Source organism: Actinophytocola gossypii, from assembly GCF_025165815.1.
Taxonomy (GTDB): Bacteria; Actinomycetota; Actinomycetes; order Mycobacteriales; family Pseudonocardiaceae; genus Actinophytocola; species Actinophytocola gossypii.
This window is the reverse complement of sequence record NZ_JAFFZE010000015.1, coordinates 192,982-217,407: the sequence shown is the minus strand read 5'-3', so window position 1 is coordinate 217,407 and position 24,426 is coordinate 192,982. Positions and strand designations below refer to the sequence as shown.

The 24,426-nt window shown below is 72.6% G+C and carries 23 protein-coding genes; 5 read left to right on the top strand and 18 right to left on the bottom strand.

Features of this window, described 5'->3' with window-relative positions:
* Positions 1 to 48: 48 nt before the first annotated feature.
* From JT362_RS19900 to JT362_RS19885, 4 genes are read right to left on the bottom strand one after another with little or no spacing between them, the layout of a single operon-like run.
* Complete coding sequence (locus JT362_RS19900) at positions 49 to 666, bottom strand: GTP-binding protein (RefSeq protein ID WP_375546533.1); 618 nt, start codon at positions 664 to 666, stop codon at positions 49 to 51.
* Positions 647 to 1,177, bottom strand: a complete 531-nt coding sequence (locus JT362_RS19895) for a DUF742 domain-containing protein (RefSeq protein ID WP_260192903.1) — start codon at positions 1,175 to 1,177, stop codon at positions 647 to 649. Before JT362_RS19895 ends, JT362_RS19900 begins: the two co-directional genes overlap by 20 nt.
* A complete protein-coding gene (locus tag JT362_RS19890; protein ID WP_260192901.1) occupies positions 1,174 to 1,614 on the bottom strand; it encodes a roadblock/LC7 domain-containing protein in 441 nt (146 codons plus the stop codon). The genes JT362_RS19895 and JT362_RS19890 overlap by 4 nt, the downstream gene beginning before the upstream one ends.
* Positions 1,615 to 5,202 carry a sensor histidine kinase gene (locus JT362_RS19885; RefSeq protein ID WP_260192900.1) on the bottom strand — a complete coding sequence of 1,196 codons (3,588 nt, stop codon included), beginning with the start codon at positions 5,200 to 5,202 and terminating at the stop codon, positions 1,615 to 1,617. It lies immediately after the preceding gene.
* A 790-nt stretch (positions 5,203 to 5,992) separates the two neighbouring features.
* On the opposite strand from JT362_RS19885, the gene JT362_RS19880 reads away from it, so the two are divergent.
* Both JT362_RS19880 and JT362_RS19875 read left to right on the top strand, forming a co-directional pair.
* A complete protein-coding gene (locus tag JT362_RS19880) occupies positions 5,993 to 6,430 on the top strand; it encodes a DUF485 domain-containing protein (protein ID WP_260192899.1) in 438 nt (145 codons plus the stop codon).
* Positions 6,427 to 7,995 carry a monocarboxylic acid transporter gene (locus tag JT362_RS19875; RefSeq protein ID WP_511261446.1) on the top strand — a complete coding sequence of 523 codons (1,569 nt, stop codon included), beginning with the start codon at positions 6,427 to 6,429 and terminating at the stop codon, positions 7,993 to 7,995. The genes JT362_RS19880 and JT362_RS19875 overlap by 4 nt, the downstream gene beginning before the upstream one ends.
* A 90-nt stretch (positions 7,996 to 8,085) precedes the next feature.
* Here the strand turns inward: JT362_RS19875 and JT362_RS19870 are convergent, their stop codons facing one another.
* From JT362_RS19870 to JT362_RS19850, 5 genes are all read right to left on the bottom strand, one after another.
* Positions 8,086 to 8,457 (bottom strand): DUF3817 domain-containing protein, encoded by a 372-nt coding sequence (locus JT362_RS19870; protein WP_260192897.1) that lies wholly within the window; start codon positions 8,455 to 8,457, stop codon positions 8,086 to 8,088.
* Positions 8,454 to 8,801, bottom strand: a complete 348-nt coding sequence (locus JT362_RS19865; RefSeq protein WP_260193234.1) for a hypothetical protein — start codon at positions 8,799 to 8,801, stop codon at positions 8,454 to 8,456. Before JT362_RS19865 ends, JT362_RS19870 begins: the two co-directional genes overlap by 4 nt.
* A gap of 132 nt (positions 8,802 to 8,933) precedes the next feature.
* The gene (locus JT362_RS19860; protein ID WP_260192895.1) at positions 8,934 to 9,749 is read right to left on the bottom strand and encodes a lytic transglycosylase domain-containing protein; all 816 of its coding nucleotides are present in this window, start codon (positions 9,747 to 9,749) and stop codon (positions 8,934 to 8,936) included.
* A 37-nt stretch (positions 9,750 to 9,786) separates the two neighbouring features.
* Positions 9,787 to 10,278, bottom strand: a complete 492-nt coding sequence (locus JT362_RS19855) for a helix-turn-helix transcriptional regulator (protein WP_260192893.1) — start codon at positions 10,276 to 10,278, stop codon at positions 9,787 to 9,789.
* A gap of 256 nt (positions 10,279 to 10,534) precedes the next feature.
* Positions 10,535 to 10,696, bottom strand: a complete 162-nt coding sequence (locus JT362_RS19850) for a hypothetical protein (protein ID WP_260192891.1) — start codon at positions 10,694 to 10,696, stop codon at positions 10,535 to 10,537.
* A gap of 154 nt (positions 10,697 to 10,850) precedes the next feature.
* Here JT362_RS19850 and JT362_RS19845 point away from each other — a divergent pair, with 154 nt between their 5' ends.
* On the top strand, positions 10,851 to 11,615 hold the full coding sequence (locus JT362_RS19845; RefSeq protein WP_260192890.1) for a crotonase/enoyl-CoA hydratase family protein: 765 nt from the start codon (positions 10,851 to 10,853) through the stop codon (positions 11,613 to 11,615).
* Between the two features lie 19 nt (positions 11,616 to 11,634).
* Here the strand turns inward: JT362_RS19845 and JT362_RS19840 are convergent, their stop codons facing one another.
* The 5 genes from JT362_RS19840 to JT362_RS19820 all read right to left on the bottom strand — a co-directional run bounded on the left by JT362_RS19840 (position 11,635) and on the right by JT362_RS19820 (position 15,805).
* Positions 11,635 to 12,585, bottom strand: coding sequence for an acyl-CoA desaturase (locus JT362_RS19840; protein WP_260192889.1), 951 nt, complete (start codon positions 12,583 to 12,585; stop codon positions 11,635 to 11,637).
* Between the two features lie 107 nt (positions 12,586 to 12,692).
* Positions 12,693 to 12,893, bottom strand: coding sequence for a cold-shock protein (locus JT362_RS19835; RefSeq protein WP_260192887.1), 201 nt, complete (start codon positions 12,891 to 12,893; stop codon positions 12,693 to 12,695).
* A 225-nt stretch (positions 12,894 to 13,118) separates the two neighbouring features.
* A complete protein-coding gene (locus JT362_RS19830) occupies positions 13,119 to 13,415 on the bottom strand; it encodes a hypothetical protein (RefSeq protein ID WP_260192885.1) in 297 nt (98 codons plus the stop codon).
* A 65-nt stretch (positions 13,416 to 13,480) separates the two neighbouring features.
* Positions 13,481 to 14,623 (bottom strand): CaiB/BaiF CoA transferase family protein, encoded by a 1,143-nt coding sequence (locus JT362_RS19825; protein ID WP_260192883.1) that lies wholly within the window; start codon positions 14,621 to 14,623, stop codon positions 13,481 to 13,483.
* Positions 14,624 to 14,653: 30 nt separating this feature from the next.
* Positions 14,654 to 15,805: an acyl-CoA dehydrogenase family protein gene (locus tag JT362_RS19820; RefSeq protein WP_260192882.1), complete on the bottom strand. Its 1,152-nt coding sequence runs from the start codon at positions 15,803 to 15,805 to the stop codon at positions 14,654 to 14,656.
* Between the two features lie 92 nt (positions 15,806 to 15,897).
* On the opposite strand from JT362_RS19820, the gene JT362_RS19815 reads away from it, so the two are divergent.
* Together JT362_RS19815 and JT362_RS19810 are read left to right on the top strand one after the other, a co-directional pair.
* Complete coding sequence (locus JT362_RS19815) at positions 15,898 to 16,545, top strand: TetR/AcrR family transcriptional regulator (RefSeq protein WP_260192881.1); 648 nt, start codon at positions 15,898 to 15,900, stop codon at positions 16,543 to 16,545.
* Between the two features lie 261 nt (positions 16,546 to 16,806).
* On the top strand, positions 16,807 to 18,372 hold the full coding sequence (locus tag JT362_RS19810; protein WP_260192879.1) for a hypothetical protein: 1,566 nt from the start codon (positions 16,807 to 16,809) through the stop codon (positions 18,370 to 18,372).
* A 65-nt stretch (positions 18,373 to 18,437) separates the two neighbouring features.
* Here JT362_RS19810 and JT362_RS19805 read toward each other — a convergent pair whose 3' ends face one another.
* From JT362_RS19805 to JT362_RS19790, 4 genes are all read right to left on the bottom strand, one after another.
* Positions 18,438 to 19,718: a ricin-type beta-trefoil lectin domain protein gene (locus tag JT362_RS19805; RefSeq protein WP_260192878.1), complete on the bottom strand. Its 1,281-nt coding sequence runs from the start codon at positions 19,716 to 19,718 to the stop codon at positions 18,438 to 18,440.
* Positions 19,719 to 19,812: 94 nt separating this feature from the next.
* The gene (locus JT362_RS19800; RefSeq protein WP_260192877.1) at positions 19,813 to 20,622 is read right to left on the bottom strand and encodes a DUF4262 domain-containing protein; all 810 of its coding nucleotides are present in this window, start codon (positions 20,620 to 20,622) and stop codon (positions 19,813 to 19,815) included.
* Complete coding sequence (locus tag JT362_RS19795; protein WP_260192876.1) at positions 20,619 to 21,359, bottom strand: putative protein N(5)-glutamine methyltransferase; 741 nt, start codon at positions 21,357 to 21,359, stop codon at positions 20,619 to 20,621. The genes JT362_RS19800 and JT362_RS19795 overlap by 4 nt, the downstream gene beginning before the upstream one ends.
* Complete coding sequence (locus JT362_RS19790) at positions 21,356 to 24,421, bottom strand: helix-turn-helix transcriptional regulator (RefSeq protein WP_260192875.1); 3,066 nt, start codon at positions 24,419 to 24,421, stop codon at positions 21,356 to 21,358. Before JT362_RS19790 ends, JT362_RS19795 begins: the two co-directional genes overlap by 4 nt.
* Positions 24,422 to 24,426: the final 5 nt, after the last annotated feature.

Sequence of the window (24,426 nt, the reverse complement as noted above, 5' to 3'; positions counted from 1 at the left end):
GCCGGCGACGATACCTAAGCGGGCGCTTAGTGGCGAACACTTGTGCGCTCAGCCCACACCGGCGCCGTGCACCGCGACCCAGCGGCTCATCGAGTACTCGACCATGGTGATCAGCGTTTCCTTCACCGACGCCCGGTCCCGCGCGTCGCAGTGCACGATCGGCACCTCCGGCCCGACCGCCAGCGCGTCCCGCACCTCCTCGACGCCGTGCTGACGCTGCCCGTCGAACGCGTTCAGGCCGATCACGTACGGCAGGCCGCGGTCCTCGAAGAAGTCGATCGGGGAGAACGAGTCCGCGAGCCGCCGGGTGTCGGTCAGCACGACCGCGCCGATCGCGCCGCGCACCAGGTCGTCCCACATGAACCAGAACCGCTCCTGACCTGGCGTGCCGAACAGGTACAGCACCAGGTCCCGCTCCAGCGACACCCGGCCGAAGTCCATCGCGACGGTCGTGGTCACCTTGGTCGGGGTCGCGTCCAGGTTGTCGATCCCCGCGCTCGCCTCGGTCATCACGGCCTCGGTGGTCAGCGGCATGATCTCGGAGACCGCACCGACGAACGTCGTCTTGCCCGCACCGAACCCGCCCCCGACCACGATCTTCACCGAAGTCATCTCGGAGGCCGTCCCCGAGCGGGCGCCAGAAGCATCAAAGCCGACGGAGTCCACTCAAAACCCTTTCCATCAACATGAGGTGTGCCTTGTTGGCGCCACCGGTTGCCGTTTTGTGCACGATGACCAGACCGAGCCCGGCCATGTCGCCCAGCAGCACCTTCGCCACGCCGAGCGGCACGGCGAGCAGCGTGGCGACCTCCGCGACCGAGCGCGGCTCCGCGCACAGCTCGGCCACCGAGCGGTGCTCGGTCTGCGGCAGAGCCTCGATGTCCTCGCCCAGCTCACTGGTCGACACCATGGCCTCGATCCGCAGCTCCACAGTGGACTTCGTGCGGCCCCTGGTCCACGCGTAGGGGCGGACGATCGCGGCGTCACCGTCGAAGTCGTGGTCGAGGTCCGGGGCCGGGCGCCAGTCGATGCGCTTCATGATCTCCTGACTGGACAGCGGGTTCGTCGGCGGCTCCTGCGTCCGCGCAGCTGGGGGTCCGCCGCCCTTCCGGCCGCCGAAGGTGAGGCCGTTGACCAGGTCGGCGAACGTGCCGGAGTCCGGATCGTCGGTGTTCACGCCGGCAGCCCAACCATCCTCCCGCCGGCGCCCTTCAGCTGCGCGCGCAACTCGGGGGTGAGCAGCATGCCGACGCGGTCGACGAGCAGCGTCATCTCGTAGGCGACCTGGCCGATGTCGCAGACGGGCGCGGCGAGCACGGCCAGGCACGACCCGTCGCTGATCGCCATGAGCAGCATGATGCCGCCCTGCATCTCGACGATCGTCTCCTTCACCCCGCCCGCCTCGAAGCACCGCGCGGCTCCCTGGGTGAGGCTGACCAGGCCCGAGGCGACCGCCGCCAGCTGGTCGGCGCGGTCGGTGGGCAGGCGGGCCGACGAGGTGAGCAGGAGGCCGTCGGCGGACACCACGACGGCGTGCGCCACCCCGGGTACCCGCTCGGCGAAGTCGTTGACCAACCAGCCGAACTGACTCGGCTGGGACTGCGGCGACGTCATTCACACTCCTGTTTGCTTGTTGTCCGGATTACCGTTGACCGCCCCGCGTTCGGCGAGGCTCTGCCGGCCGCGCGACAGTCCTTTCTGGAAGCTGCCGAGCCGGCCACGCAGCTCCTCGGCACGGTTGGCCCTGGCCGGTTCGGCCACCGGGGCGCCGGGCGCGACGCTGCCCGGCACGAGGTTGTCCAGCGGCGTGCGGCGCGGCAGTCCGCCGGGGGTGTAGGCGACGGGCGTCGAGGTCGGGACGGAGTTGGCCGCCCGCCACCCGAGGTCGGCGGCGAACCGCCAGCCGTCGCCGGGCGCCTCGAGCGGCCCGGCCTGCCGGGCGCGCTGCACGCCCTGCCGGTAGTCGCTGAGCCGGTGCCGGACGTCCTCGGCGGCGGCGCCGTGCCGGGACGGCTCGGTGGGCGGGGCGGACTCCCCCGCGACGCTGCCCGGCACGAGGCGCTGCTGGGGGTTGCGGCGGGGCAGGCCGGTTTCGGTGAACTCGACCGGCTCGGCGCGGGAGACCTGGCGCGCGGTGTGGAACCCGGCGTCGGCGCTGAACCGCCACGGCTCGTTCGCGGCCGGTGCCGGCTCGCTCCGGCCCGGCGGGTCGCTGATCTCGCGGAACCAGGCGGAGACCATCTCGTCGAAGATCGGGGTGGTCTCGTCGAGGGCGCGGGGGTCGACGGGGGTGCCGGGGCCGCGTCCGGGGGTGAACGGACCGCCGGGGCGCCGGCCTGGCGAGGACGGAGGGGGGCCGCCGGCCGGCGTGCGCCGGACCGGGAACCGCGGCGCGCGGGGGGCGCCGGCCGGCGGCGGGGACTCGCCGTGGCCGGGACGGCCGGGCGAGGAGAACAGGCCGTCGGCGGGCGAGAGCTGCTCGCCGGCGGGGGTGAACGGGGTGCGCGGGCGGGCGATGTCGACGGGCTGACCCGGCCGGGTCGGAGTGCGGCGCGGCAGCGGCATCCGGTCGCCGGGCTCGGTGTCCGTACCGGAGTCCTCGGCGTTCTCGGTACCGGCGCCCCTTCCGGTGCTGGCACCGGTGCCGCTGTCCGTGCCGGTGCCGCTGTCCGTGCCGGTGCCGCTGTCCGTGCCGGTGCCGGTGGCCGCGCCGGTGCCGGTGGCCGCGCCGGTGCCGGTGGCCGCGCCGGTGCCGGTGGCCGCGCCGGTGCCGGTGGCCGCGCCGGTGCCGGTGGCCGCGCCGGTTTCAGTGCCGGTGCCGGTTTCGGTGCCGGTGGCCATGCCGGTGCCGGTGCCGGCTTCAGTGCCGGTGCGGGTGGCCGTGCCCGTGCCGGTTTCAGTGCCAGTGCCGGTGGCCGTGCCGGTTTGTGTGCCGTGGGGTGGGGTCTCGGGCCGGGGGTCCGGGCCGGTCGGTGGGGCGGCCTTGGGTTCTGGCCTCTCGGGTTCGGCGGTGAGACGTTTCGCGATGTCGGTCCCGTTGGCTCCGTTGGCTCCGTTGGTCCCGTTGGTGCCGCTGGCTCCGTTGGTGAGTGCGGTGCGGCGGGGCAGCGGGCTCGGCTTGCTCCCGTTCGCGCCGTTGGTGCCGTTCGTCTTGGTGGTCGTGGTGGTCCCGTGTCCGTTCACCGATGGGGAGAACGGCACCAGGCCACTGGACGGCGCCCTGAGCGGCGGCGCCTCCGGCCTGCCCGGGTTGTCCGGCGCCGGCGTGACCAGTTCGGCCGGGACGGTGACGGTGGCCCGCACCCCGGTGACCTCGTGCCCCCCACCGAGCCGGACCTCGATGCCGTGCCGGCTGGCCAGCCTGCCGATCACGAACAGCCCCATCCGGCGCGAGGTGGTCACGTCGATCGAGGCCGTGTCGGCCAGCTTGGCGTTCGCCTCGTCCAGTTCGGTCTCGTTCATCCCGATGCCCTCGTCGAGCACGGCGATGCACACCGAGTCGTCCTCGAACGAGTGGCTCGCGATCGTGACGTTCGTGTCCGGCGCGGAGAACACTGTCGCGTTGTCCAGCAGCTCCGCGGTCAGCCGCACGATGTCGCCCACCGCGTAGCCGACGATCCGCACGTCCGGCGGCGGCAGCATGACCACCCGCTGGTACTGCTCGATCTCCGACACCGCCGCCCGCAGCAGGTCGGCCAGCGTCGCCGGCCGCTGGTTGCGCCGGCTGACGTCGCTGCCGGAGAGCACCATCAGGTTCTCGTTGTTGCGCCGCATCCGGGTCGCCAGGTGGTCCAGCTGGAACAGGGTCGCCAGCTGGTCGGCGTCCTCCTCGTCGCGCTCAAGGCGTTCCAGCAGGTGCAGCTGGCGCTGGACCAGGCCCTGGCTGCGCCGGGACAGGTTGACGAACACGCTGGAGTACTGCGCCCGCAGCCCGGCCTGCTCGGTGGCCAGCCGCAGCGCCTGCCGCTGCACCGCGTCGAACGCGCGGGCGACCTGGCCGACCTCGTCCATGGAGGTCACCCGCACCGGTTCGAGGGTGATCGACTCGGCGTCGTCGCCCCGGTCCCGGATCCGGGCGACCGCGGCCGGCAGCCCCTGTTCGGCGACCTCCAGCGCGCCGCGCCGCAGCGCGCTGAGCGAGGCCAGCAGGTGCCGGCCGACGACGTACATCACCGCGATCGCGACGACGAGCGCGACCAGCAGGATCACCGCGGCGAGCCCGGCGCCGTCGCTCGCCTCGTCCTGCAGGGCCGCGGACCGGTCGCGCAGCCGGGTGCCGAGCACGTCGGCGACCTCGGCCACGCCGCTCACGGCCACGGCGGAGGCGGCGTCCCACGCCGGTGCGGTGGTGGGGACCGGGGTGCCGGGCAGGCTGGACACGATCGTGCCGACAAGGTTGGTGCGGCCGGTGACCTCCTGTTGGTCGACGACCCGCTCGAACGCCCGGACGTGCGGCTCGCCGGCGACGGCCCGGAAGTCCGCGGTGGAGTCCTCGAGCCGGCCGAGCGAGTCCCGCAGGGCCTCGAGGTCGGGGCCGACGATGCCGCCGCGGACGATGCCGACGCCGACCAGCGCGTGCTGGTACTGGATCTGTTCGCGGATGGAGCCCAGGTCGTGCAGCGCGGAGGACGCGGACACCAGCCCGGGGTCGATGGCCTCGGCGGCCAGCGCGCGGTCGAACCGCAGCAGCGCGCCGATGACGTCGGTGTAGCGGTCCAGTGCGGTGGACGCGTCGATCAGCGCGCCGCTCACCTGCTCCCGCACGCCGCGCAGCTCCCCCAGCCAGGTCCGCACGTCGGCCTGGCGGTCGGCGGCGACGCCGTCGTCGAACGTGACCCGGCCGGTGGCCCGGGTGAAGGCGACCCGCGCGTCGTCCACGGCGGCGCGCTCGTCGCGCAGCTCGCCGTCGACGTCCCCGGCGCGCGCGGCCAGCAGGACCGCGCCGGTCGTCCGTTCCCGCTGCAGCGCCGCGACCAGGGAGCGCAGCTCCTCGTTGACCACGACCAGCCGGTCCACCCTGCGGTAGGAGCTCGCGCGGTCGACCTGGTCGGCGATCTGCATCGCGCCGAGGGTGATCGCGAAGACGACCGGCACCAGGGTGACGGCCGCGAGCTTGACCGGCAGGTTCCAGTCGCGCCAGTTGGCGAGCACGCTGCCCAGCGTCGCCAGGCGCGATTCGGTCCGTGTCAGGTTGTCTGTCAAGACGGCGCCTCATTCCATAATCAGGAATAGGGACTCGAAAAGAGCGCATCACGAAAACCGGCGCCCACCCGGCCGGAAAACAGGGACGGCGCACTCAATTCGACGGCAGCACTCGCTCCTTCCTCCAGACACGACGGGTCGAGATGCTCCCGACACGGCGCGACAGCGAGAACTGAGCAACGATCGTACATGAATCACCGAACAGGGAAAGGTTCCCGACAAAGACGGTTTGACCTGCGACGACGCGCCGTTGCCCGCCATTTTCGGGGCGATCCGCCCGGTGGTTCGATACAGATGATCACACGAGTTCTACTGTGTGTCTGGAACATGCCGACTTGATGACCCGATCGGGTTGTCTTGGCCCGTTACCGTCGTGTGATGACGTCACGAGCGGCCCATCCGGCGGCCGGCGAGGGGCGTGGACTCCACCCGACCCGTCGACGCCACGGCCCCCAACTGCGCAAAGTGGTCACCGCGGGTCCGTCCGGGAACCGCGCCGCGACCTGGCCGAAGACCGCTCGATCGGCTGATGACACCCGTCCGTCGCCCATCGCGACGCCACGAACGGTGAGCACCGGCCCGCCGCATGCAACTTTCGCAACGCAACGTCACTCGTCAATTCACCAATAGGTGTGAATCTGTCCGTGACGTTCCCACCGTCGCGTAAGATGTCGACTACTCCGAAGTTTGACGGCGTCCGGGATCGCCGACGTATAGTCCACCGGCCGTCTCCATTGGGAATTGGCCTCAGCACACCCGTGCTCGACGGATATGTTCGACGGAGGAACACATGACTCAGGTGGTTCGGCCCCGGATCGCGTCGTCCCGGCCGTCGCCGGGCAACAACCCCGGGCGCAACCCGGGAAGCGACTTCGGAGGAATCACCAGGCAGAGCTCGGCGGCGTCCAGCGGACCACCCGGCCAAAAAGCAACGGACTTCACGGCCATCCAGAAAAGCCCGGAGTTCACCGCCCTGCGCCGCCGTTTCCGGGGTTTCGTGTTCCCGATGACCGCCCTGTTCTTCCTGTGGTACCTGACGTACGTGCTGCTCGCCGCGTTCGCCCGCGACTTCATGGCCCACCGGCTGGTCGGCTCGGTCAACGTGGGACTGGTGCTCGGGCTGCTGCAGTTCGCCTCGACCCTGGCGATCACCTTCGCCTACGTGCGCTACGCCCGCCGGCGCCTCGACCCCCAGGTCGGCGCTATCCGGTCGGAGGTGGGCCGGTGAGCGCCACCGGGAGCCCGGTGCTGAACATGACGGTGTTCGCCGGTTTCGTCGCGATCACGCTGTTCGTGGTGTACCGGGTGAGCCACCGCAACACGTCCACGTCGGACTACTACGCGGCCGGCAGCGCGTTCACCGGCTCGCAGAACGGCATCGCGATCACCGGCGACTACCTGTCGGCGGCGTCGTTCCTCGGCATCGCGGGTGCGATCGCGGTGCACGGCTACGACGGATTCCTGTACTCGATCGGCTTCCTGGTGGCGTGGCTGGTGGCGCTGCTGCTGGTCGCGGAACTGGTGCGCAACACCGGCCGGTTCACCATGGGCGACGTGCTCGCCTACCGGATGCGCCAGCGGCCGGTCCGGGCCGCGGCGGCGACGTCCACGCTGGTGATCTCGTTCTTCTACATGCTCGCGCAGATGGCCGGGGCGGGCGGGCTGATCGCGCTGCTGCTCGGTGTGCACGGCAAGGGCGGGCAGGCGATCGTGATCTGCGTCGTCGGCCTCGTGATGATCTTCTACGTGCTGGTCGGCGGGATGAAGGGCACCACCTGGGTGCAGATCATCAAGGCCACGCTGCTGGTGCTGTGCGTGGTGCTGATGACGGTGTTCCTGCTGGGCAAGTTCGGGTTCAGCATCTCGGCGCTGCTCGACGAGGCGGCCGCGAACAACGAGAACGGCCGGCAGCTGCTGGAACCGGGTGCGCAGTACACCACGACGACCAGTCAGCTCGACTTCATCTCGCTGTCGCTGGCCCTGATCCTGGGCGCGGCCGGCCTGCCGCACGTGCTGATGCGGTTCTACACGGTCCCGAACGCGCGGCAGGCGCGCCGCTCGGTGGTCTGGGCGGTCGGCGCGATGGCGGTGTTCTACCTGGCCACGCTGGTGATCGGCTACGGCGCGTCGGCGCTGGTCGGCTCGGAGCGGATCCTGGCCTCCACCGGCCGGGAGAACTCCGCGGCGCCGCTGCTGGCCTTCGAGATCGGCGGCCCGCTGCTGCTGGGGATCGTGGCGGCGGTGGCGTTCGCGACGATCCTCGCGGTGGTCGCCGGGCTGACGATCACCGCGTCGGCGTCGTTCGCGCACGACGTGTACGCCAACATCGTGCGCGGCGGCAAGGCGGAACCGGCGGCGGAGGTGCGGGTCGCGCGGCTCACCGCGGTGGTGGTCGGTGTGCTCGCGATGATCGGCGGGGTGCTGGCGAACGGGCAGAACGTGGCGTTCCTGGTGGCGCTGGCGTTCGCGTTCGCGGCGTCGGCGAACCTGTCGACGCTGCTGTACTCGCTGTTCTGGAAGCGGTTCAACACCACGGGCACGCTGTGGGCGATGTACGGCGGGCTGGGGTCGTGCCTGCTGCTGGTGTTCTTCTCGCCGGTGGTGTCCGGTGCGCCGACGTCGATCTTCTCCGGGATCGACTTCCAGCTGTTCCCGCTGACCAACCCGGGCCTGGTGTCGATCCCGATCTCGTTCCTGGCCGGGTTCCTGGGGACCGTGCTGAGCAAGGAGAAGGCCGACCCCGCCAAGCAGGCGGAGATGGAGGTCCGGTCGCTGACCGGGATCGGCGCGTGATCGTCGTGGTGCGGCGCGTGCGCCGCGACGCCCTGGCCGAGGTGCTGGACGTGTTCGCCGAGCCGAGACGGGCCGGCCGGCACCGCCTCGCTACAGCGGAACGCCGTCGCGAACCTTCCGCGTCACCGCCCGCTCGGCGACGAACGAGACGAACGGGACGACGCCGGAGAGCATGACGAGGATCGTGCCCTTCATCGACCACCGGGCCTTGATGGCCAGGTCGACGGCGGCGACGAGGTAGATGACGTAGAGGAAGCCGTGCACCGGCCCGACGACGGCGGTGTACTGGTCCTGGTCGAAGACGTACTCCATGATCATGGAGAAGCACAGCGCCAGGAGTCCGACGCCGACGATGTAGGCCAGCACGCGGTAGCGGGCGAGGGCGCCGCGGATACCCGCGGCGCCGGTGGCCTGCACCGGGTTCTCCTCGTCGGTGGTGACCGGGGGTTCGGGGGAGGTCATCGGGACTCCTGCTGGTCCATCTCGTTGAGCTGGGCGAGGTAGCGGTTGTACTCGGCCAGCTCGGGGTCGTCGTCATCCTGCCCCGCGGTGCGGGGGGCGGGTGACCAGGGCTCGGGGGGCGGCGGCGCGGCCTTGGGGGCGGCGTCGGGTTCGCGACGCAGCTTGCGCAGCCGCCAGAACATGAAGGCGGGGAACAGCCCGAACAGCGGCCACTGGAGCACGTACCCGAGGTTCTGCCAGCTCCCCGTGGCGGACTCGAAGCGCTCCCACTGCCACCACGCCAGCCCGACGCACCCGACCAGCGACACCACACACACCACGACGATGCCCAGCCGGCGAGCCATCAGTCCGCCATTCACACCACCGACGCTAACACCGCCCGGTTCGGGCAAAACGCTCAGGCCACGTCAGTGACCTTCCAGGTGGAACTCGATCGCCGACGCCAGCTCGGCGACGATCTCGAGCATCTCGATCGCTCACAGTGTGGCGCGGGCGTAGGCGTCCGCCAGGCCGAAGACCTTCTGACCGTAGGACACCGAGTTGTTGTACGAGAACACCGCGGCCCACCAGTCGGCCGGGACGGCGAGGTCGCGGTCGTTGGCGCACAGGTACCGGGCGGCGGCCAGGGCCGCGTCGTCGATCTGCTGTGGGTCGCCCCGGCCGTCGAGGTTCGCGTCGGCGGCCCAGCGGTGCCAGGTGGACGGGATGAACTGCATCGGGCCGACCGCGCGGTCGACCGCCGGGTCGCCGTCGAACCGGCCGCCGTCGGTGTCGGAGATCGCTCGCACGCCGGGGGAACCGTCGAGCGGCACGCCGACGATCGGCTTCGAGGGGCGGCCGTCGTCGCGCAGTTCCGCGCCGCCGTAGCGGCCGTGGTCGGACTCGATGCGGCCGATGCCGGCGAGGGTGGCCCAGGACAGGTGGCAGCCGGGGTCCTCGGTGCGCAGCACGAGTTCGGCGTTGCCGTACGCCATCAGGGCGCGGGCCGGGATCTCGGCGGGGCCGGCCAGGCGGTTCGCCCAGGTGCGCAGCGGGTCCTCGCCGGCGACGGCCTGTGGCCTGGGCCGCGCGGTCGCGGTCGCGGTCGCGGGGGCGACGGCGCCGGGCTCGACGTCGGCGGCGGGGATGGCCTCGGCGGCGTTCTCGGTGCTGGTCGGGCCGGCCTCGCGGGAGGTCGTGGCCCGCAGCAGCAGTACTCCACCGGCGCCGACGGCGAGGATCAGGAGCACGATGCCGAGCCGGGCGAGGATGCCCAGCCGGGACCGGCGCTCGTCGCCTCCGGGTTCGATCACACGTGGTCAACGACGCTCCGGCGGGAGCGTTACGTGATCAGGCGGAACGGCGCTCGTTCTGGCGCTGCAGGCGGGCGACGCACCAGGCGGGGGCGCTGCCCTTGCGCAGGTGCTGGAGCACGGTCAGCGGGCCGAGGCGCCGGGCGAGGTCGGACGGGGCGAGGCCGGCGGCGCGGTAGTCGAGCGCGCGCTGGTCGAGCGGGCTGATCCCGGCGTCCCACCACTCCTTGGCCTCGGCGAGGCCGCCGACCATCTGCCACCAGCCGGCGGCGGCGGAGAGCAGCTCGGCCGGCACGTCGGGCAGCCGCTCGCGCATGGCGGCGAAGAACCGGGGGTCGGTGGACTCGACGGCCGCCCAGGGGCTGTTGCCGCCGCGGGCTCGCTGGCCCGGGATTCCGGTCCGCGGCTGGACCGGAACCTCGGCGAGCCACTCCGACGCGATGCGGTTGATCTCGTCCGACTCGGCGGCCTTGGAGTGGTCCTCCGTCCACTGCCGCACCAGGTCATCCACACCGGGATCGTCGAGCATCCTGCCTCCTCGAGAGAACTGCGGACCAGCCCGCGAAAGTCGATGCGGGAACCGTAAAGGCCGGCACCGACAGTTCGCCAGACCTGATCTCGAGGAAAGCTCGCGATCAGGGCTTACAGGGCGAGAATCCACCCGTACGGTCCAATGTGGCGCGTGATCCCCCCACCGGCTGTCACTGTGTGTAGCAACCTGTGGGTACGCGTGCGGAAGCGCCGCCGCGGCCGTGCCGGGCGGCGCCGTGGAACCCGCTGTGAGGTCAGGCGAAGAGGTTGCGCACGAAGGTGATGATGGCCTCGGCGCCGTCCTGCAGCCAGCCGAGGATGCCCTGCACGGCCTCGGCGGCCTGGCCTGGTTGGGTGATCACGTAGAACAGCACCAGCGCCACACCGACCAGGATCAGGGCCTTCTTCGCGTTCACCGTAGTTCTCCGTCCGCCTGCTTCCCCTACCGGCGAACTTACCGCCGGCCCAGCACGCCTGTTCACACCTTTGGCTTGGTTCAGCTTACGGTGCGTACACCGCCCAGCACAGCACCTTACGTCGTCACCACCCGATCACGCGAGGAGACACCCCATGACCGAGACAGTCCGTGTGGAACGGTCCGGACCGGTCACGACGGTGCTCATCGACCGTCCCGACCAGCGCAATGCCGTCGACGGCGCGACGGCGGCCGCGCTCGCGGCGGCGTTCCGAGAGTTCGACGCCACACCGGAGGCGCGGGTCGCGGTACTCGCCGGCGTAGGTCCGTCGTTCTGCGCGGGCGCCGATCTGACCGCGGTCGGCACAGATCGGGGTAACCGGGTGGATACGGAAGGTGACGGCCCCATGGGGCCGACCAGGCTGGTTCTCGGCAAACCGGTCATCGCCGCCGTGTCCGGGTACGCGGTGGCCGGCGGGTTGGAGCTGGCCCTGTGGTGCGACCTGCGGGTGGCCGACGAGACCGCGGTGTTCGGGGTGTTCTGCCGGCGCTGGGGCGTCCCGCTGATCGACGGCGGCACCGTGCGGCTGCCCAGGCTGATCGGCCAGAGCCGGGCGATGGACATGATCCTGACCGGCCGCCCGGTCGCTGCCGACGAGGCACTGGCGATGGGCCTGGCGAACCGGGTGGTCCCGGCGGGACGAGCGCGGGCGGCGGCCGAGGAACTGGCAGCGTGGTTGGCGGAGTTCCCGCAGGCGTGCCTGCGGTCGGATCGGGCGTCGGTGCTGGCGCAGTGGGGAGCACCGGAAGAGGCCGCGATGGCGACGGAGTTCGCGCACGGCCGCACGGTGCTGGCCGAGGCGCTGACCGGCGCGGCGAGGTTCACCGGCGGCGCCGGCCGGCACGGTTCGTTCGAATGACCTCTTCCGGCTGCGGGTCTCAGGCGACCTTGAGCTTGCGGGCGAGGCGCTCCGGCTTGGGCCAGCGGACGTTGGACACCCAACCGAGCTTCTCGAAGACCCGGATGACACGTGCCGAGATGTCGATCTGGCCGCGGCGGACGCCGTGCCGGGCGCAGGTGGGATCCGCGTGGTGGGAGTTGTGCCATGACTCGCCCATGGACGCGATCGCCAGCGGCCAGAAGTTCGCCGACTTGTCCCGCGCGTTGAACGGCCGGTCGCCGATCATGTGGCAGATCGAGTTGACCGACCAGGTGACGTGGTGCAGCAGCGCGACCCGGACGAGGCTGGCCCAGAAGAACGCCGTCAGCGCGCCCCACCAGGACATGGTGATCAGCCCGCCGAGCACGGCCGGGGCCAGCAGGGTGACGACGGTCAGCACCGGGAACAGCCGGTCGATCCGCTGGATGTCGCGGTCGGCCAGCAGATCCGGCGCGAAGCGCTTGGCGTTGGTCTGCTCGCGCTGGAACATCCAGCCCATGTGCGCGTGCCAGAACCCCTTCGCCAGCGCGGCCGGCGAGGTGCCGAAGCGCCAGGGTGAGTGCGGGTCACCCTCCTTGTCCGCGTAGGCGTGGTGGCGCCGGTGGTCGGCCACCCACCCGACGACGGGTCCCTGCATGGCCATGCTGCCGATCGCGGCGAGGGCGATCCGCAGACCGCGCCGGGCCTTGAAGGCGCCGTGGGTGAAGTACCGGTGGAAGCCGACGGTCACCCCCAGGCAGGTCAGGGTGTAGAAGAACAGCGCCAGGCCGATGTCGACCCAGCCCAGCCCCCATCCCCAGGCGAAGGGCACCGCCGCGACCAACGCCGCCAGCGGGACTATCGCGAAAACCTTCACCAGGAGCATCTGCGTCCTGGTCTTCTCGCCCTCGAGCATCGGCTCCGGACCACCGGTCGTGCCCGGCTCGGGGCGTTCCTGCGTGACTGTCATCTCTCGCTACTTCCGTGCTGTCGAACGTGAGACCTGCACGAGTCAGACATGCCCGTGAAGGAGGAAGGCAAACCCGCCCGCGGAACGCGGACGGGTTCGCTGCCGGGTCAGAGTGCCCGGACGTGAACGGCCTGCAGGCCCTTCTGTCCCTGGGCGACGTCGAACTCCACCCGCTGGTCCTCGTCGAGGCTGCGGAAGCCGCTGCCGTCGATCTCCGAGTAGTGGACGAAGACGTCCGGCCCGTCGGGGCGGGCGATGAAGCCGAAGCCCTTCTCGGGGTTGAACCACTTGACGGTTCCCTGATGCATGATTGCTCCTTGCAGGGGCTGGGGTCCGGGACGACGCGGATGCGCGGCCCGGTGGCCGGTTCCAGACAGCGACTTCTCAGCCTTTACCTGCACGAATGAGCAGCAGGCACGCCCGTAACTACGTTCTCCGCGAGCGTGCGGCAACACGAACACACAAAACTCTACGACCTACCACTGACAACGAATGGGCCGTGGATTTGTTCCCGAGCCCTTGCCGACCAGCGGTCAGCGGGGGCACATGGCCTGGCGGACGGCCTCGCTCGGGATCACGCGGAGGGCCACCGCCTGCTTGGCGCAGGTGGCCTGGGTGTGGCGGACCACCTCGACAGCCGCGTGGTCACACATGGTAACCGTACTCAGGTCGAGCGTGAGCACGTCCAGGTCATCGGTGTCACCCTGGGTGAAGAATTCGCCGACCGCTCTGACGACGTGGGGCGCCGTCGTGGCGTCCAGGACGCCGGTCACGCCGACCCCGGAGCCCTCGTTCACGAAGACGGTCACCGGCGACGTCTGTGTGCTCATGCCCGAAAGACTAAATCCACCCGATCTTGTGACGCCTCCGGCACCACCCCGAGTCGACCCTGAATTCAGGCGACCACGCCGTCCGTCCGGAGTTTATCGATGTCGCCGGGGGAATAGCCCAGATCGGCGAGCACGTCGGACGTGTCCGAGCGCGGCTTGTTCGGCGGCCTCGGCGCCGGCGTGGGTGTCCGTTCGAACCGGGGAGCGGGCGCGGGCTGTCGTTGGCCGTCCAACGAGACGAAGGTGCCGCGGGCCACGTTGTGCGGGTGCTCGGCGGCCTCCTCGGGGTCGAGGACCGGGGTCAGACAGGCGTCGGTTCCGGCCGCGCGTGCTTCCCACTCGTCACGCGTTCGGGTGAGGAAGACTTCAGCCAAACGTGTCCGTACGGCGGGCCACTGCGCGGGGTCGAGGCGGCCGGGGACCTCGTCGGGGTCCAGCTCGAGCACTCCGAGCAGCGCCTGCCAGAACCGCTCCTCGATCGCCCCCACCGCCACGTACCGGCCGTCGCCCGTCTCGTACGTGTCGTAGAACGGCGCGCCGCCGTCGAGCATGTTCCGGCCCCGGCCCTGGTTCCACATCCCGATGTTCCGCAGCCCGTGCATCCCGGCCGTCAGCAGCGCCGCGCCGTCCACCATCGACGCGTCCACCACCTGACCTCGCCCCGACGACGCCCGCTCCACCAGCGCCGCCAGCACCCCCATCGCCAGCAGCATCCCGCCACCGCCGAAGTCGCCGACCAGGTTCAGCGGCGGCACCGGGCGCTCCCCCGCCCGCCCGATCGGCTCCAGCGCGCCGGCCAGCCCGATGTAGTTGATGTCGTGCCCGGCCGTCGACGCCAGCGGACCGTCCTGGCCCCAACCGGTGATCCGGCCGTACACCAGCCTCGGGTTCCGCGTCAGGCACACGTCCGGGCCGAGTCCGAGCCGCTCGGTCACCCCCGGCCGGAAGCCCTCGATCAGCACGTCCGACTGGTCGACCAGCCGCAGCACCACGTCCCGGCCGGCCGGCTGTTTGGTGTCGACCCCGATCCAACGGCGGCTGCGCGACAGCGGATCGTCCGGGAACGACAGCACGTCGGCGCCCGGTTGGGCCCGGTCGACCCGGACCACGTCGGCGCCGAGGTCGGCGAGGACGGTGGTGGCGAACGGCGCGGGCGCGAGGCCCGCCAACTCGACCACCCTGAGCCCAACGAGCGGTCCGTCGCCCATCAGCCTCCCCTTTCGAGTCGGAGTTCGGAGTCAGAGCGTGCGGGAGATGATCTCTTTCATGATCTCGTTGGTGCCCCCGAAGATCCGCTGCACCCGCGCCGCGGTCCAGGCCCGGGAGATCGGGTACTCGGTCATGTAACCGTAGCCGCCGAACAGCTGCAGGCACTCGTCCACGACCCGGGAGAGCCGGTCACTGGTCCACCACTTGGCCATCGCCGCGCCGGTGACGTCCAGCTCGCCCCTCAGGTGCCGCTCGACGCACTGGTCGAGGAACGCCTTGGACACGGCGACCTCGGTCGCGGCCTCGGCGAGGGTGAACCGGGTGTTCTGGAACTTGAAGACCTCGCGGCCGAAGGCGGTGCGCTCCTTGGTGTAGGCGATGGTCATCTCCACCGCCGCCTCCATCGCCGCGACCGCGGTCACCGCGATGATCAGCCGCTCCTGCGGCAGCTGCTGCATGAGCTGGACGAAGCCGAGACCCTCCGTTCCGCCCAGCAGGTTCTCCGCCGGCACCCGGACGTCGTCGAAGAACAGCTCGGAGGTGTCCTGGCCGTGCATGCCGACCTTGTCGAGCACGCGGCCCCGGCGGAAGCCGTCCGCGCCATCGGTCTCGACCAGCAGCAGCGACACGCCGTGCGCCCGCTCGTCGGGGTTCGTCTTGGCCGCCACGAGGACCAGTCCGGCCTGGGCGCCGTTGGTGATGAACGTCTTGGCGCCGTTGAGCACGTAGGCGTCACCGTCGCGCAGGGCCTTCGTCCGGATGCTCTGCAGGTCCGACCCGGTGCCCGGCTCCGTCATCGCGATCGCGCCGACCAGCTCGCCGCTGGCCAGCTTCGGCAGGAGGCGCCGCTTCTGGTCCTCGGTGCCGCAGGCCAGCAGGTAGTGGGCGACGATGCCGCTGTGCACGGCGTTGCCCCAGGCGTCGTCGCCGGCCTTCGCCTGCTCCTCCAGCAGGATCGCCTCGTGGGCGAACGTGCCGCCGCCCCCGCCGTACTCCTCCGGGACGCTCAGGCACAGCAGGCCGACCTCGCCCGCCTTGTGCCACAGCTCGCGGTCGACCTGCTTGGCCTCGGCCCAGCGCTCGATGTTGGGGGCGAGCTCCTTCTGGCAGAACGTGCGCGCGAGGTCGCGGAAGGCGTCGAGGTCCTCGGTCAGCCAGGACGAACGTTGGGTCAACGGCATCAGGTCACCCCAAAAACAATCCAGCCGGCATGTAAAGTCGCAACCGAATGTACATGCGTGCATTCCTGCACGTAAAGCCGAGGAGGTCGAAGATGGCGGCCGCGCACCGGACCCAGCAGGAACGCAGCTCGCAGACGAGGGCGCTGCTCCTCGACGCGACGGTCGACTGCCTGGTGGAGCTCGGGTACGCGAACACCACGGTGGCCGAGATCTGCCAGCGCGCCGGCTTGTCCCGGGGTGCGCAGCAGCACCACTTCACGACCAAGGCCGAGCTGATGACCAGCGCGCTGGAGCACCTGTTCACCCGGCTCGCCGACCGGATCCTGGCCACCGAGCTGCCCGCCGGGCCCGGGCGCCTGGAGAGGGGCATCGACCTGCTGTGGGAGACCTACTCGGGCACGATGTCCACGGCCGCGGTCGAGTTGTGGGTCGCCGCGCGGACGGACGACGAGCTGCGGCGGCGGCTGCTGCCGGTCGACCGCGCGCTCGGGCACGCGACGCTCGAGTTCTACCGCCAGCTGGTCGGCCGGGACGTCGACCAGGAGGAGCTGGAGACCGTGCTGCTGCTGACCGTCAACCTGTTCCGCGGACTCGCGCTGGACGCCATGATCGGCGGCGATCCCGCCCGGCGCGCCGCCCTGCTGTCGGAGTGGAAAGCGCTCGTGCTGGACCGGCGGTTGGGCCCGCCCCCGCCCGGGCCCAACCCCCCCCCCCCCACCCCCGCCTCGTCTCCGGAGTAGCGGGCGCCCGCAGGACGTGGTGTCGCGGGGCCGCCCACGCGACCGGCCCCGGTGCCCCGAACACCACGCCCTCACCGGCCGCGCCCGAGCCGCGCCGGCTGGTATGCGGCGGTCGGCCCGGCCCTCGCGCGAGCCGACCGCCGCTACGGAGTTAGAGGAAAGCGAGCGCGGAACGTGACGTTCGCGTTCGCAACGATTCTGGTACTGGCCGTTTTCACCCTCCGGGCCGTGCGTGTCGGGAATCACTGGCATCATTCGTGCGTGACTCAGCCGCCGCCCGCGCGCCCACAGTTCCCGCCCCAGCCCCAGCGGATGGGGATGCGCGCTCCAGCGCCACCGCCCCGCCCGCCACGCCGCCGCCCGGCGGGCGGAACGATGCCGCTGCTCGCCGCGATCGCCGCCCTGCTCGCCGCCGGGCTCGCGACGGCCGGCCTGTTCGGTCCGATCAACGCCTTCTCGAGGGACTTCGGCGGCGATGACGTCGGAGACGTCGGAATCGAGCGCACGTGGTGGGGTGCGACAAGCACGGGGCCCCAAATCCTGGGTGGGGACACGTTGGCCGGGCTGGTGCTCGTCGCGGCGGCGGTGGTGCTCGCGCTCGCGGCGGTGTTCGCGTTCCTGTCCGCGCGGTCGGTGCGGCCCGGCGTCCGGGCCGCGGCGCGGTCGCTGGCGTCGGGCGGGCTCGGCCTGCTCGCCGGGATCGCGGCGCTGGTGCTGATCGACAACCTGGGGCAGGCGTCGGAGTGGAACGAGGTGGACCTGTCCTCGGGCGAGAGCATCGAGTTCACGATCGGCATCGGGATGTGGCTGCCGCTGGGCGGGGTCGTGTTCGCGACCGTCGCGGTCGTCCTGGTGCACCGGAGCCTGCGCCCGGCACGGCGGGAGCCGGCGACGCCGCCGATGGGGTTCCGGATGGGACAGCACGGACCGGGGCCGATGACCGGTCCGCAGCCTGCGGTGCCCGGGCCGGGGCAGTCGAGCGGCCGGTTCGCGCCGGTGCCGCCGCCGGACCGCGGGGTCGGGCAGGGCGGGGTCGGACAGGGCAGCGGCCAGTTCAGCCCGGTGCCGGCCCCGAGCGCACCGGAGTCGCCGACCGTCGCGAGCGCCGGGGAGCAGGAAGGCGAAAAGCCCGAGGCGCCGACGGCGGCGACCTCGTTGGCGTCCCGGCTGGACGCCGCCGAATCACCGGCGGAGCCGGACCCGGACGTCACCCAGCGCACGACCGTCCATACCGGACCCCAGGCGACCACCGGGGTGCCACCGCACCTCGCGGGGGCGACCCAGGCCCAACCGCCGACCCAGGCGGCCGCACCGGCCCCCGCCCGCCCGGCCGCGAGCGAGCCGGCCGTGGTTCCGCCGACCCAGGGGGCCGCACCTCCGGCTCAGCCAACACCGCCGGCGCCGTCACCGGGAACGCCGCCCACCGCGCCACCGGCCGGCCCGCCGGCGCCACCCACCGGGGCGCACCCGGCCACGCCACCCGCACCGCCCACAACGCCTGAACCGGCCACGTCAGCCGCCCCGGCCACCACGTCCCACCCGGTCACGCCACCCGCACCGCCCACAACGCCTGAACCGGCCACGTCAGCCGCCCCGGCCACCACGTCCCACCCGGTCACGCCACCCGCACCGCCCACCACGCCTGAACCGGCCACGTCAGCGGCTCCGGCCGCCGAATCTTCATCGGCGACGCCGGAGGCGGCCACGGCGGATCGAACCGACGCTCCCTCCACTTCGGACGCCGAGGCGGGTCGGCCGATGTCCGCGCTCGACCTGCCGCCTGCTCCGCCCGCCCCCGAGCTGGCCGACGACAGGAAGACCGACTAGCGCATGCGATGAAGGCTCCCTTCCACCGCGTCGAGCGCGGGGAAGGGAGCTTCGCCACAGCGGGGTCAGCTCGGCAGTTGCCAGCGTTGGCTCGTGCTCGCCGCGCAGTCCCAGATCACCAAACGGGTTCCGTCCGCCGACGCGCCGCCGCTGGCGTCCAGGCACCGCCCCGACTGCGGGTTGCGCAACTGCCCGTCGGCGGTCCGCTGCCAGACCTGCGCTCCCGTCCCGTTGCACCCCCACAGCTGGACCGGCGTTCCGTTCGCGGTGCCGCTGAACCGGACGTCCATGCACTTGCCCAGCGCACGCAGGGTCTCCCCCGCCACCGTCCACCGCTGCGCCCCGGTCCCGTTGCACGTCCACAGCTGGATCGCGGTCCCGTCCGCCGTGTTCGACGACGCCACGTCCACGCACTTGCCGCCGATTCCGGTGATGGCCCCGACCGGGTTCGTGGAACCGCTCCTGATCAGGTACAGGCTGTTCGCGACGTTCCAGTGCGTGGCCAGGTAGCTGCCGGCCGGCGGGTTGGTGTGGAAGTAGTCGTCCCCGTTGCAGTCGAGCTGGTTCTCCGGCGCGCCGGGGCACACCGGCTGCAGCGAACCGGGCGGGTTCGGGATACCGCCGTCGTCGTAGCACATGATGTCCTCGTCGTCCCAGCAGTGCCCGAAGCTGGTGGCGTTCGGGGCGCTGCTGCGGACTGCCCCGATCGTGTGCAGCAGCTCGTGCGCGCTCGCCTGCCAGCTCCAGCACCCGGTGCCGAGCATCGCGTAGTGCGGCCCGCCGTTGTACGGGTTGTCCGCACCGGGACTGTCGTTGCCGCCGTTGCCGAACGCCAGTCCGCACCCGTCCGCGTCGTACCAGACGAGGTACTTGCGGTCCCCCCGGTCGTACCCCCGCGCCTGGATCGCGTCGGTGATCGAGTCCACCGAACCCATGGCCGACTGCGGAACCGTCACGTTGTCCACCACCGGCAGGCAGGCCGAGTCGTGCACGTACCGGACGTGCCGGACACCTCCGCCGAGCCGGCCCGCCGCCTCCACGAACGCGTCGTCGATCTGGCCGGCGAAGTTCTGGAACGTACCGACGAACTGGTCGTACCGGTCGGGCTGCCCGTCACCGCGCACGTAGAGCGTCTGCACGCGTCTGCCGCTGACGCCGTCGCCGTCGCAGACCACGGCCCGGGGGGCCACGTCGGTGGCGAGCGTCGACGGGGTGCGGTAGGACTCGGGCAGCCATTCGGTGTCGTCGGGTCCCGGCGCGCCCGCCGCGCCGGGTGCGGTGAGGACCAGCGCGCCGGCCAGCAGCGCGGCGCCGGTGAGCGCGACGCGCAACCTGGACATGATCATGGGAACCGCCTTCCATCACAGGGGATGAGCCACGGCGGACAGGTGACTCAGATGGTCTGAACCAATTGATGGTAGCGACAGAACCGGACAGGCGTCACCCGTCGTGCGGGGCGCGCGACCAGTTTCCGTCCGGCTCCCGCCAGGCGGCGTGGCCTCGGGGCAGGTCCGCGAAGTCCCGGATGTGCGGATGGCCGGTGATCAGGTGCCGCAGGTGCACCATGCCGGACTCGGTACGGCCCCGGCCGTCGAGGAACTCCCAGCGGCCGTCCGCGGTGTGCACCACGCCGGCGACCGGCGCCTCGCCGCTGATGACGGTCGTGGAGCCGAGCACCAGCTCGTCGCCTGCCACGTCCGGGAACGGCGAGTCGGCCAGCTCCGCGAGCCGGGTCCACACGCCAGGCGGGTGGTCCTCGCGCGGCAGCCACAGGTGCGGCTGGTGCGTGCGGCAGCGCTCGCCGGCGTCCGGGTGCCACGGGAACCGGCCGTGCCGGTCCGGCCAGACCAGCTGCACGGCCGGCACCGGGCCGCGGTGGAAGTCGACGGCGAGCCAGAAGAGCTCGTCGTGCCAGCTGGGGTGCACGGGCCGCACCAGCACGGGGAAGCCGTCGATGATGCCGTGCCGCTCCTCCCCCTGGCGCAGCGGCTGACCGGACCGCACCTGCTGGCCGGCGGCGTTGACCCACACGTGCATGTCCCGGCCACGCAGCCCGAACATGCACACCTCGGGCGCGCGCATGGTGTGCCACATGCCGACCGAGTACGCCCAGCCGGGCACCTCGTCCTCCTCGGCGACGGCCACCACGCCCCAGCCGTGTTCCTCGACGTGCCACACCAGGTTGAGGTCCCGCGCCGCGAGTCCGTCCGAATCACCCGCACACAGCCGGCAGCGGCAGTCCGCACTCACCGGGAAAGGGTACCGGCGACGACCACGGTCTCCTCGTCGCGGACGGTCCACGGGGACAGCCCCGCCCCGGCCAGCACCGCCGCCGCCGTGGCCGCCTGGTCCTCGCCGGTCTCCACCAGCAGGGCGCCGCCAGCGGCGAGCCAGGCGGGCGCCTCCTCGGCGACCCGGCGCAGCACGTCCAGGCCGTCCGCGCCGCCGTCCAGCGCGGCCGGCGGCTCGTGCTCGCGCGCCTCCGGCGGCATCATCGCGATCGCCTCGGTCGGCACGTACGGCACGTTCGCCACCAGCACCTCGACCCGCCCGCGCAGCGACGCCGGCAGCGGGTCGAACAGATCGCCCTCGTACACCCGGGGCACGTTCCGGCGGGCCACCCGCACCGCGGCGGGCGACATGTCGACCGCGTGCAGCTCGACCGGTACCGCGGCGGCCACCGCGGCCCCCACCGCGCCGCATCCGCAGCACAGGTCGACCACCACCGCGCCGGGCCGGGCCAGCGCGGTGGCCTGGTCGGCGAGGAGTTCCGTGCGGTGCCGGGGCACGAACACGCCGGGCTCGATCGCCAGCCGCAGCCCGTGGAACACCGCCCAGCCGACGACGTACTCCAGCGGCTCGCCGGCGACCCGCCGCGCCACCAGGGAGGCCAGCGACTCCTGGTCGGGCGCGGCCTCGCGCAGCAGCCGCGCCTCGTCCTCGGCGAACACGCACCCGGCGGCCCGCAGCCGCTCGACCAGGGTCACGCCGGCGCCGGGTCGTCCAGCAGCCCCCGGTCGTAGGCCATCGCCACCGCCTCGGTGCGGCGGGTCGCGCCCAGCTTCGCCATGATCCGCGACAGGTGCACGCTCACCGTCTTCTCGCTGATGTAGAGCTCCGCGCCCACCTGCCGGTTCGTCCGCCCGAGCGCGACCAGCGCCAGCACGCTGCGCTCCCGGGGGGTGAACGGGTCGAGCGTCTCCCTCGGCTCCGGCCCGTCACCGAGCCGCAGCCTGCCCCGCCTGGCCAGCGCGCGCACGGCGTCCCGCAGCGGCTGCGCGCCCAGCCGGGACGCCACCTCCTCCGCCGCGCGCAGCGCCTCGCCGGCGTCCGCGCGCCGGTCGGCCCGCAACAGCGCGTCGCCCAGGCGCCACCGGCACACGGCCTGCTCGTACACGGCGCCGTAGCCGAACGCGTCGACCGCGGCCAGCCACAGCTCCGGGTCACCGGCACCGTCCAGCCGGCTCGCCTCCGCCTCGGCGCGGGCCAGCCAGGCCAGCCCCTCCGGACCGAGCTTGCCGGTCCTCGGCCGGCCGTGGCGCGCGGTGTCGCGGACCAGGCCGAGCAGCGCGCGGCCCTCCTCGACCGCGGCCCGCCGCTCGGCCTCGGCCTCCGCCGACCCGCGCCGCCGCCCGGCGGCCGCGGCCACCTCCGCGCACAGCGCGACACCGAGGGCGCCGAGCCGGATGTTCACCAGCGTCCACTTGCTGCCGCCGAGCCGCTCCACCCACTCCAGCGCCGTCCGCAGGTGTGTGAGGCCGTCGCGCGGACGGTTCCGCCACAGCGCGAGCTCCGCGCTGGCCGCGCCCATCGACGCGACGATCTGGAAGTCGCGGTGCCACTCCGCGCGCAGCTCGGTGACCAGGCGCGCGGCCTCGGCCAGCCGGCCCCGCGCGATCATCACGTGGCTGCCGACCGCCGCGATCCTGGCCGACACCGTGCCGGACACGCGCCGGCCAGGGGGTTCGGCGGCCGCCTCGCTCTCGTCCCAGTCGCCGCGCGCGTAGCGGCTGAGCACCTTCAGCGCGCGCAGCTCGAACCCGTAGCTGCCCCAGGTCAGCCCGGTGTCCCTGGCCCGCTCGACCCCCTCGTCGATGACGCGCACCGCGCCGTCGAGGTCGCCGTGCTCGTAGTGGTTGAGGCCGAGGTAGTGCCTGGCCCGCAGCTCGACCGTCGGCGCGCCGTCGAGCAGGGCGAGCCGCTGCGCCTCGCGCAGGCGGTCGCGGCTCTGCTCGAGCTGCCCGTCCTCCTCGTCGAGCGCGGCGAGCGTGACCAGCGCGTCGGCCTCCACACCCGGCTCGCCCGCCGCGCGAGCGTCGCGCACCGCGAGCTGGGCGTAGGTGCGCGCGTCGACGGGGTCGCCCGTGCCGCGCAGGATCGACGCGTACACGGCGAGCACCCAGGCCTTCTCGCAGCTCGCCGGCAGGTCTCGGGCCAGCTCCCAGGCCCGCTCGATGACCGCGCGGGACTCGTCCTCCCGGCCGTCGAAGACGAACAGCGCCGAGGCGAGCCGCCGCCGGGTCATCGCGGCCAGCTCCGGGTCGGCGCCGGTCCGGTCGACGAGCTTCACCGCCTGCCTGGCGAACGCCACCGCCCGCTCCGGCTCGCCCGCGCCGCCGGCCACGTGGGACGCCTGGCGCAGCAGCGCGGCCTCGTCGGTGTCCGCCGGCCGGTCGGCCTCGGGCACCGCGTCCCACAGCTTGAGCGCGCGTTCCAGGTGGTGCAGCGACTCGGTGGGCGCACCGGCCGCCTTGGCCTCGTACGCGGCCTCGACCGACGCGGCCAGCGCCTGCGGCAGCTGGTGGCTTTCCATGCTGTGGTGGGCGAGCGCGGCCGCGACCCCGCGGTGTCCGCGCCGGCCGGCGAGCCGGGTGGCGTAGGCGCCGTGCAGGCGGACCCGCTCGCCCGGCAGCAGGTCGCCGTAGACGGCCTCGCGCATCAGCGCGTGCCGGAACGCGTACACCGGCACGCCCTGGTCCTGCCTGGCCACGAGCACGTGGTGCTGCACGGCCTCGCGCAGCGCCTCCTCCAGGTCGGGCTCGGCCAGCTCGGCGACGTCGAGCAGGGTGGCGTGCCCGGCGCGGCGGCCGGCGACCGAGGCGACCCGGATGACCCGCTGGGCCGGTTCGGAGAGCCGTTCGACCCGGTTGAGCAGCACGTCGACCAGGGTCGCGGGAAGCACGCCGCCGACGTCGTCGGCCCGTGCGGAGTAGGCCGCCACCAGCTCCTCGGCGAAGAACGCGTTGCCCTCCGACCGGCCGGCGACCTCGCGCACGACGTCCTCGGGCAGCGCCTCGTCGGCCAGTTCGGCGACGAAGACGCGGGAGTCGGCCTCGCCGAACGGGGTCAGGTCCAGCCGTTCGGTGGCCGGCAGCCGGACCAGCTCGGCGAGCAGCGGGCGCAGCGGATGGCGGCGGTGCAGGTCGTCGCCTCGGTAGGTGCCGACGATCAGCAGCCGCTGCGTGCGCAGCCGGGAGACCAGGAACGCCAGCAAGGCGCGGGTGGAGGTGTCGGCCCAGTGCAGGTCCTCGAGCACCAGCACGACGCAGCGGTCGGCGGCGAGGTCGGTGAGCAGGCCGTGCACGGCGTCGAACAGCTGCAGCTGGCCGATGTCCCGCTCGGGGCGGCCGGCGCCGGAGCGCGCGCCGACGCCGGCGAGCACGGCGTCCATGCCGGGCATCCCGCCGTCACGCGCGTCGACGCCGGCGACCGGGGCGAGGTCGGGGAGCAGGCGGGCGAGCGCGGGGTGCGCGCGCACCGAGTGCTCGCGGTCGGGGAGCTGCGCCATGGCCTCGACGAACGGCAGGTACGGCAGGCCGGTCTCGCCGGCGTCGAGGCAGCGGCCGGTGAGCACCAGGGCGTCGGACTCCCTGGCCAGCGCGGCGAGTTCCTCGGTCAGCCTGGTCTTGCCGACACCGGCGTCACCGGAGACGAGTACGGCCGCCGCGGTGCCCGCGGCGGCCCCTTCGAGTGCGGCCCGCAACCGGCCGAGCTCCCGGTCGCGCGCCACCAGCGCTATCCCGGATCCGAGGCGTGCCACGGCGAGCATGGTCG

Coding starts and splice junctions, on each gene's coding strand:
- JT362_RS19865 (WP_260193234.1), bottom strand. CDS start 8,801: ATGGCTCGCCGGCTGGGCATCGTCGTGGTGTGTGTGGTGTCGCTGGTC.
- JT362_RS19790 (WP_260192875.1), bottom strand. CDS start 24,421: ATGCTCGCCGTGGCACGCCTCGGATCCGGGATAGCGCTGGTGGCGCGC.
- JT362_RS19835 (WP_260192887.1), bottom strand. CDS start 12,893: ATGCATCAGGGAACCGTCAAGTGGTTCAACCCCGAGAAGGGCTTCGGC.
- JT362_RS19815 (WP_260192881.1), top strand. CDS start 15,898: ATGGCGGCCGCGCACCGGACCCAGCAGGAACGCAGCTCGCAGACGAGG.
- JT362_RS19845 (WP_260192890.1), top strand. CDS start 10,851: ATGACCGAGACAGTCCGTGTGGAACGGTCCGGACCGGTCACGACGGTG.
- JT362_RS19870 (WP_260192897.1), bottom strand. CDS start 8,457: ATGACCTCCCCCGAACCCCCGGTCACCACCGACGAGGAGAACCCGGTG.
- JT362_RS19840 (WP_260192889.1), bottom strand. CDS start 12,585: ATGACAGTCACGCAGGAACGCCCCGAGCCGGGCACGACCGGTGGTCCG.
- JT362_RS19825 (WP_260192883.1), bottom strand. CDS start 14,623: ATGGGCGACGGACCGCTCGTTGGGCTCAGGGTGGTCGAGTTGGCGGGC.
- JT362_RS19830 (WP_260192885.1), bottom strand. CDS start 13,415: ATGAGCACACAGACGTCGCCGGTGACCGTCTTCGTGAACGAGGGCTCC.
- JT362_RS19855 (WP_260192893.1), bottom strand. CDS start 10,278: ATGCTCGACGATCCCGGTGTGGATGACCTGGTGCGGCAGTGGACGGAG.
- JT362_RS19805 (WP_260192878.1), bottom strand. CDS start 19,718: ATGATCATGTCCAGGTTGCGCGTCGCGCTCACCGGCGCCGCGCTGCTG.
- JT362_RS19880 (WP_260192899.1), top strand. CDS start 5,993: ATGACTCAGGTGGTTCGGCCCCGGATCGCGTCGTCCCGGCCGTCGCCG.
- JT362_RS19890 (WP_260192901.1), bottom strand. CDS start 1,614: ATGACGTCGCCGCAGTCCCAGCCGAGTCAGTTCGGCTGGTTGGTCAAC.
- JT362_RS19820 (WP_260192882.1), bottom strand. CDS start 15,805: ATGCCGTTGACCCAACGTTCGTCCTGGCTGACCGAGGACCTCGACGCC.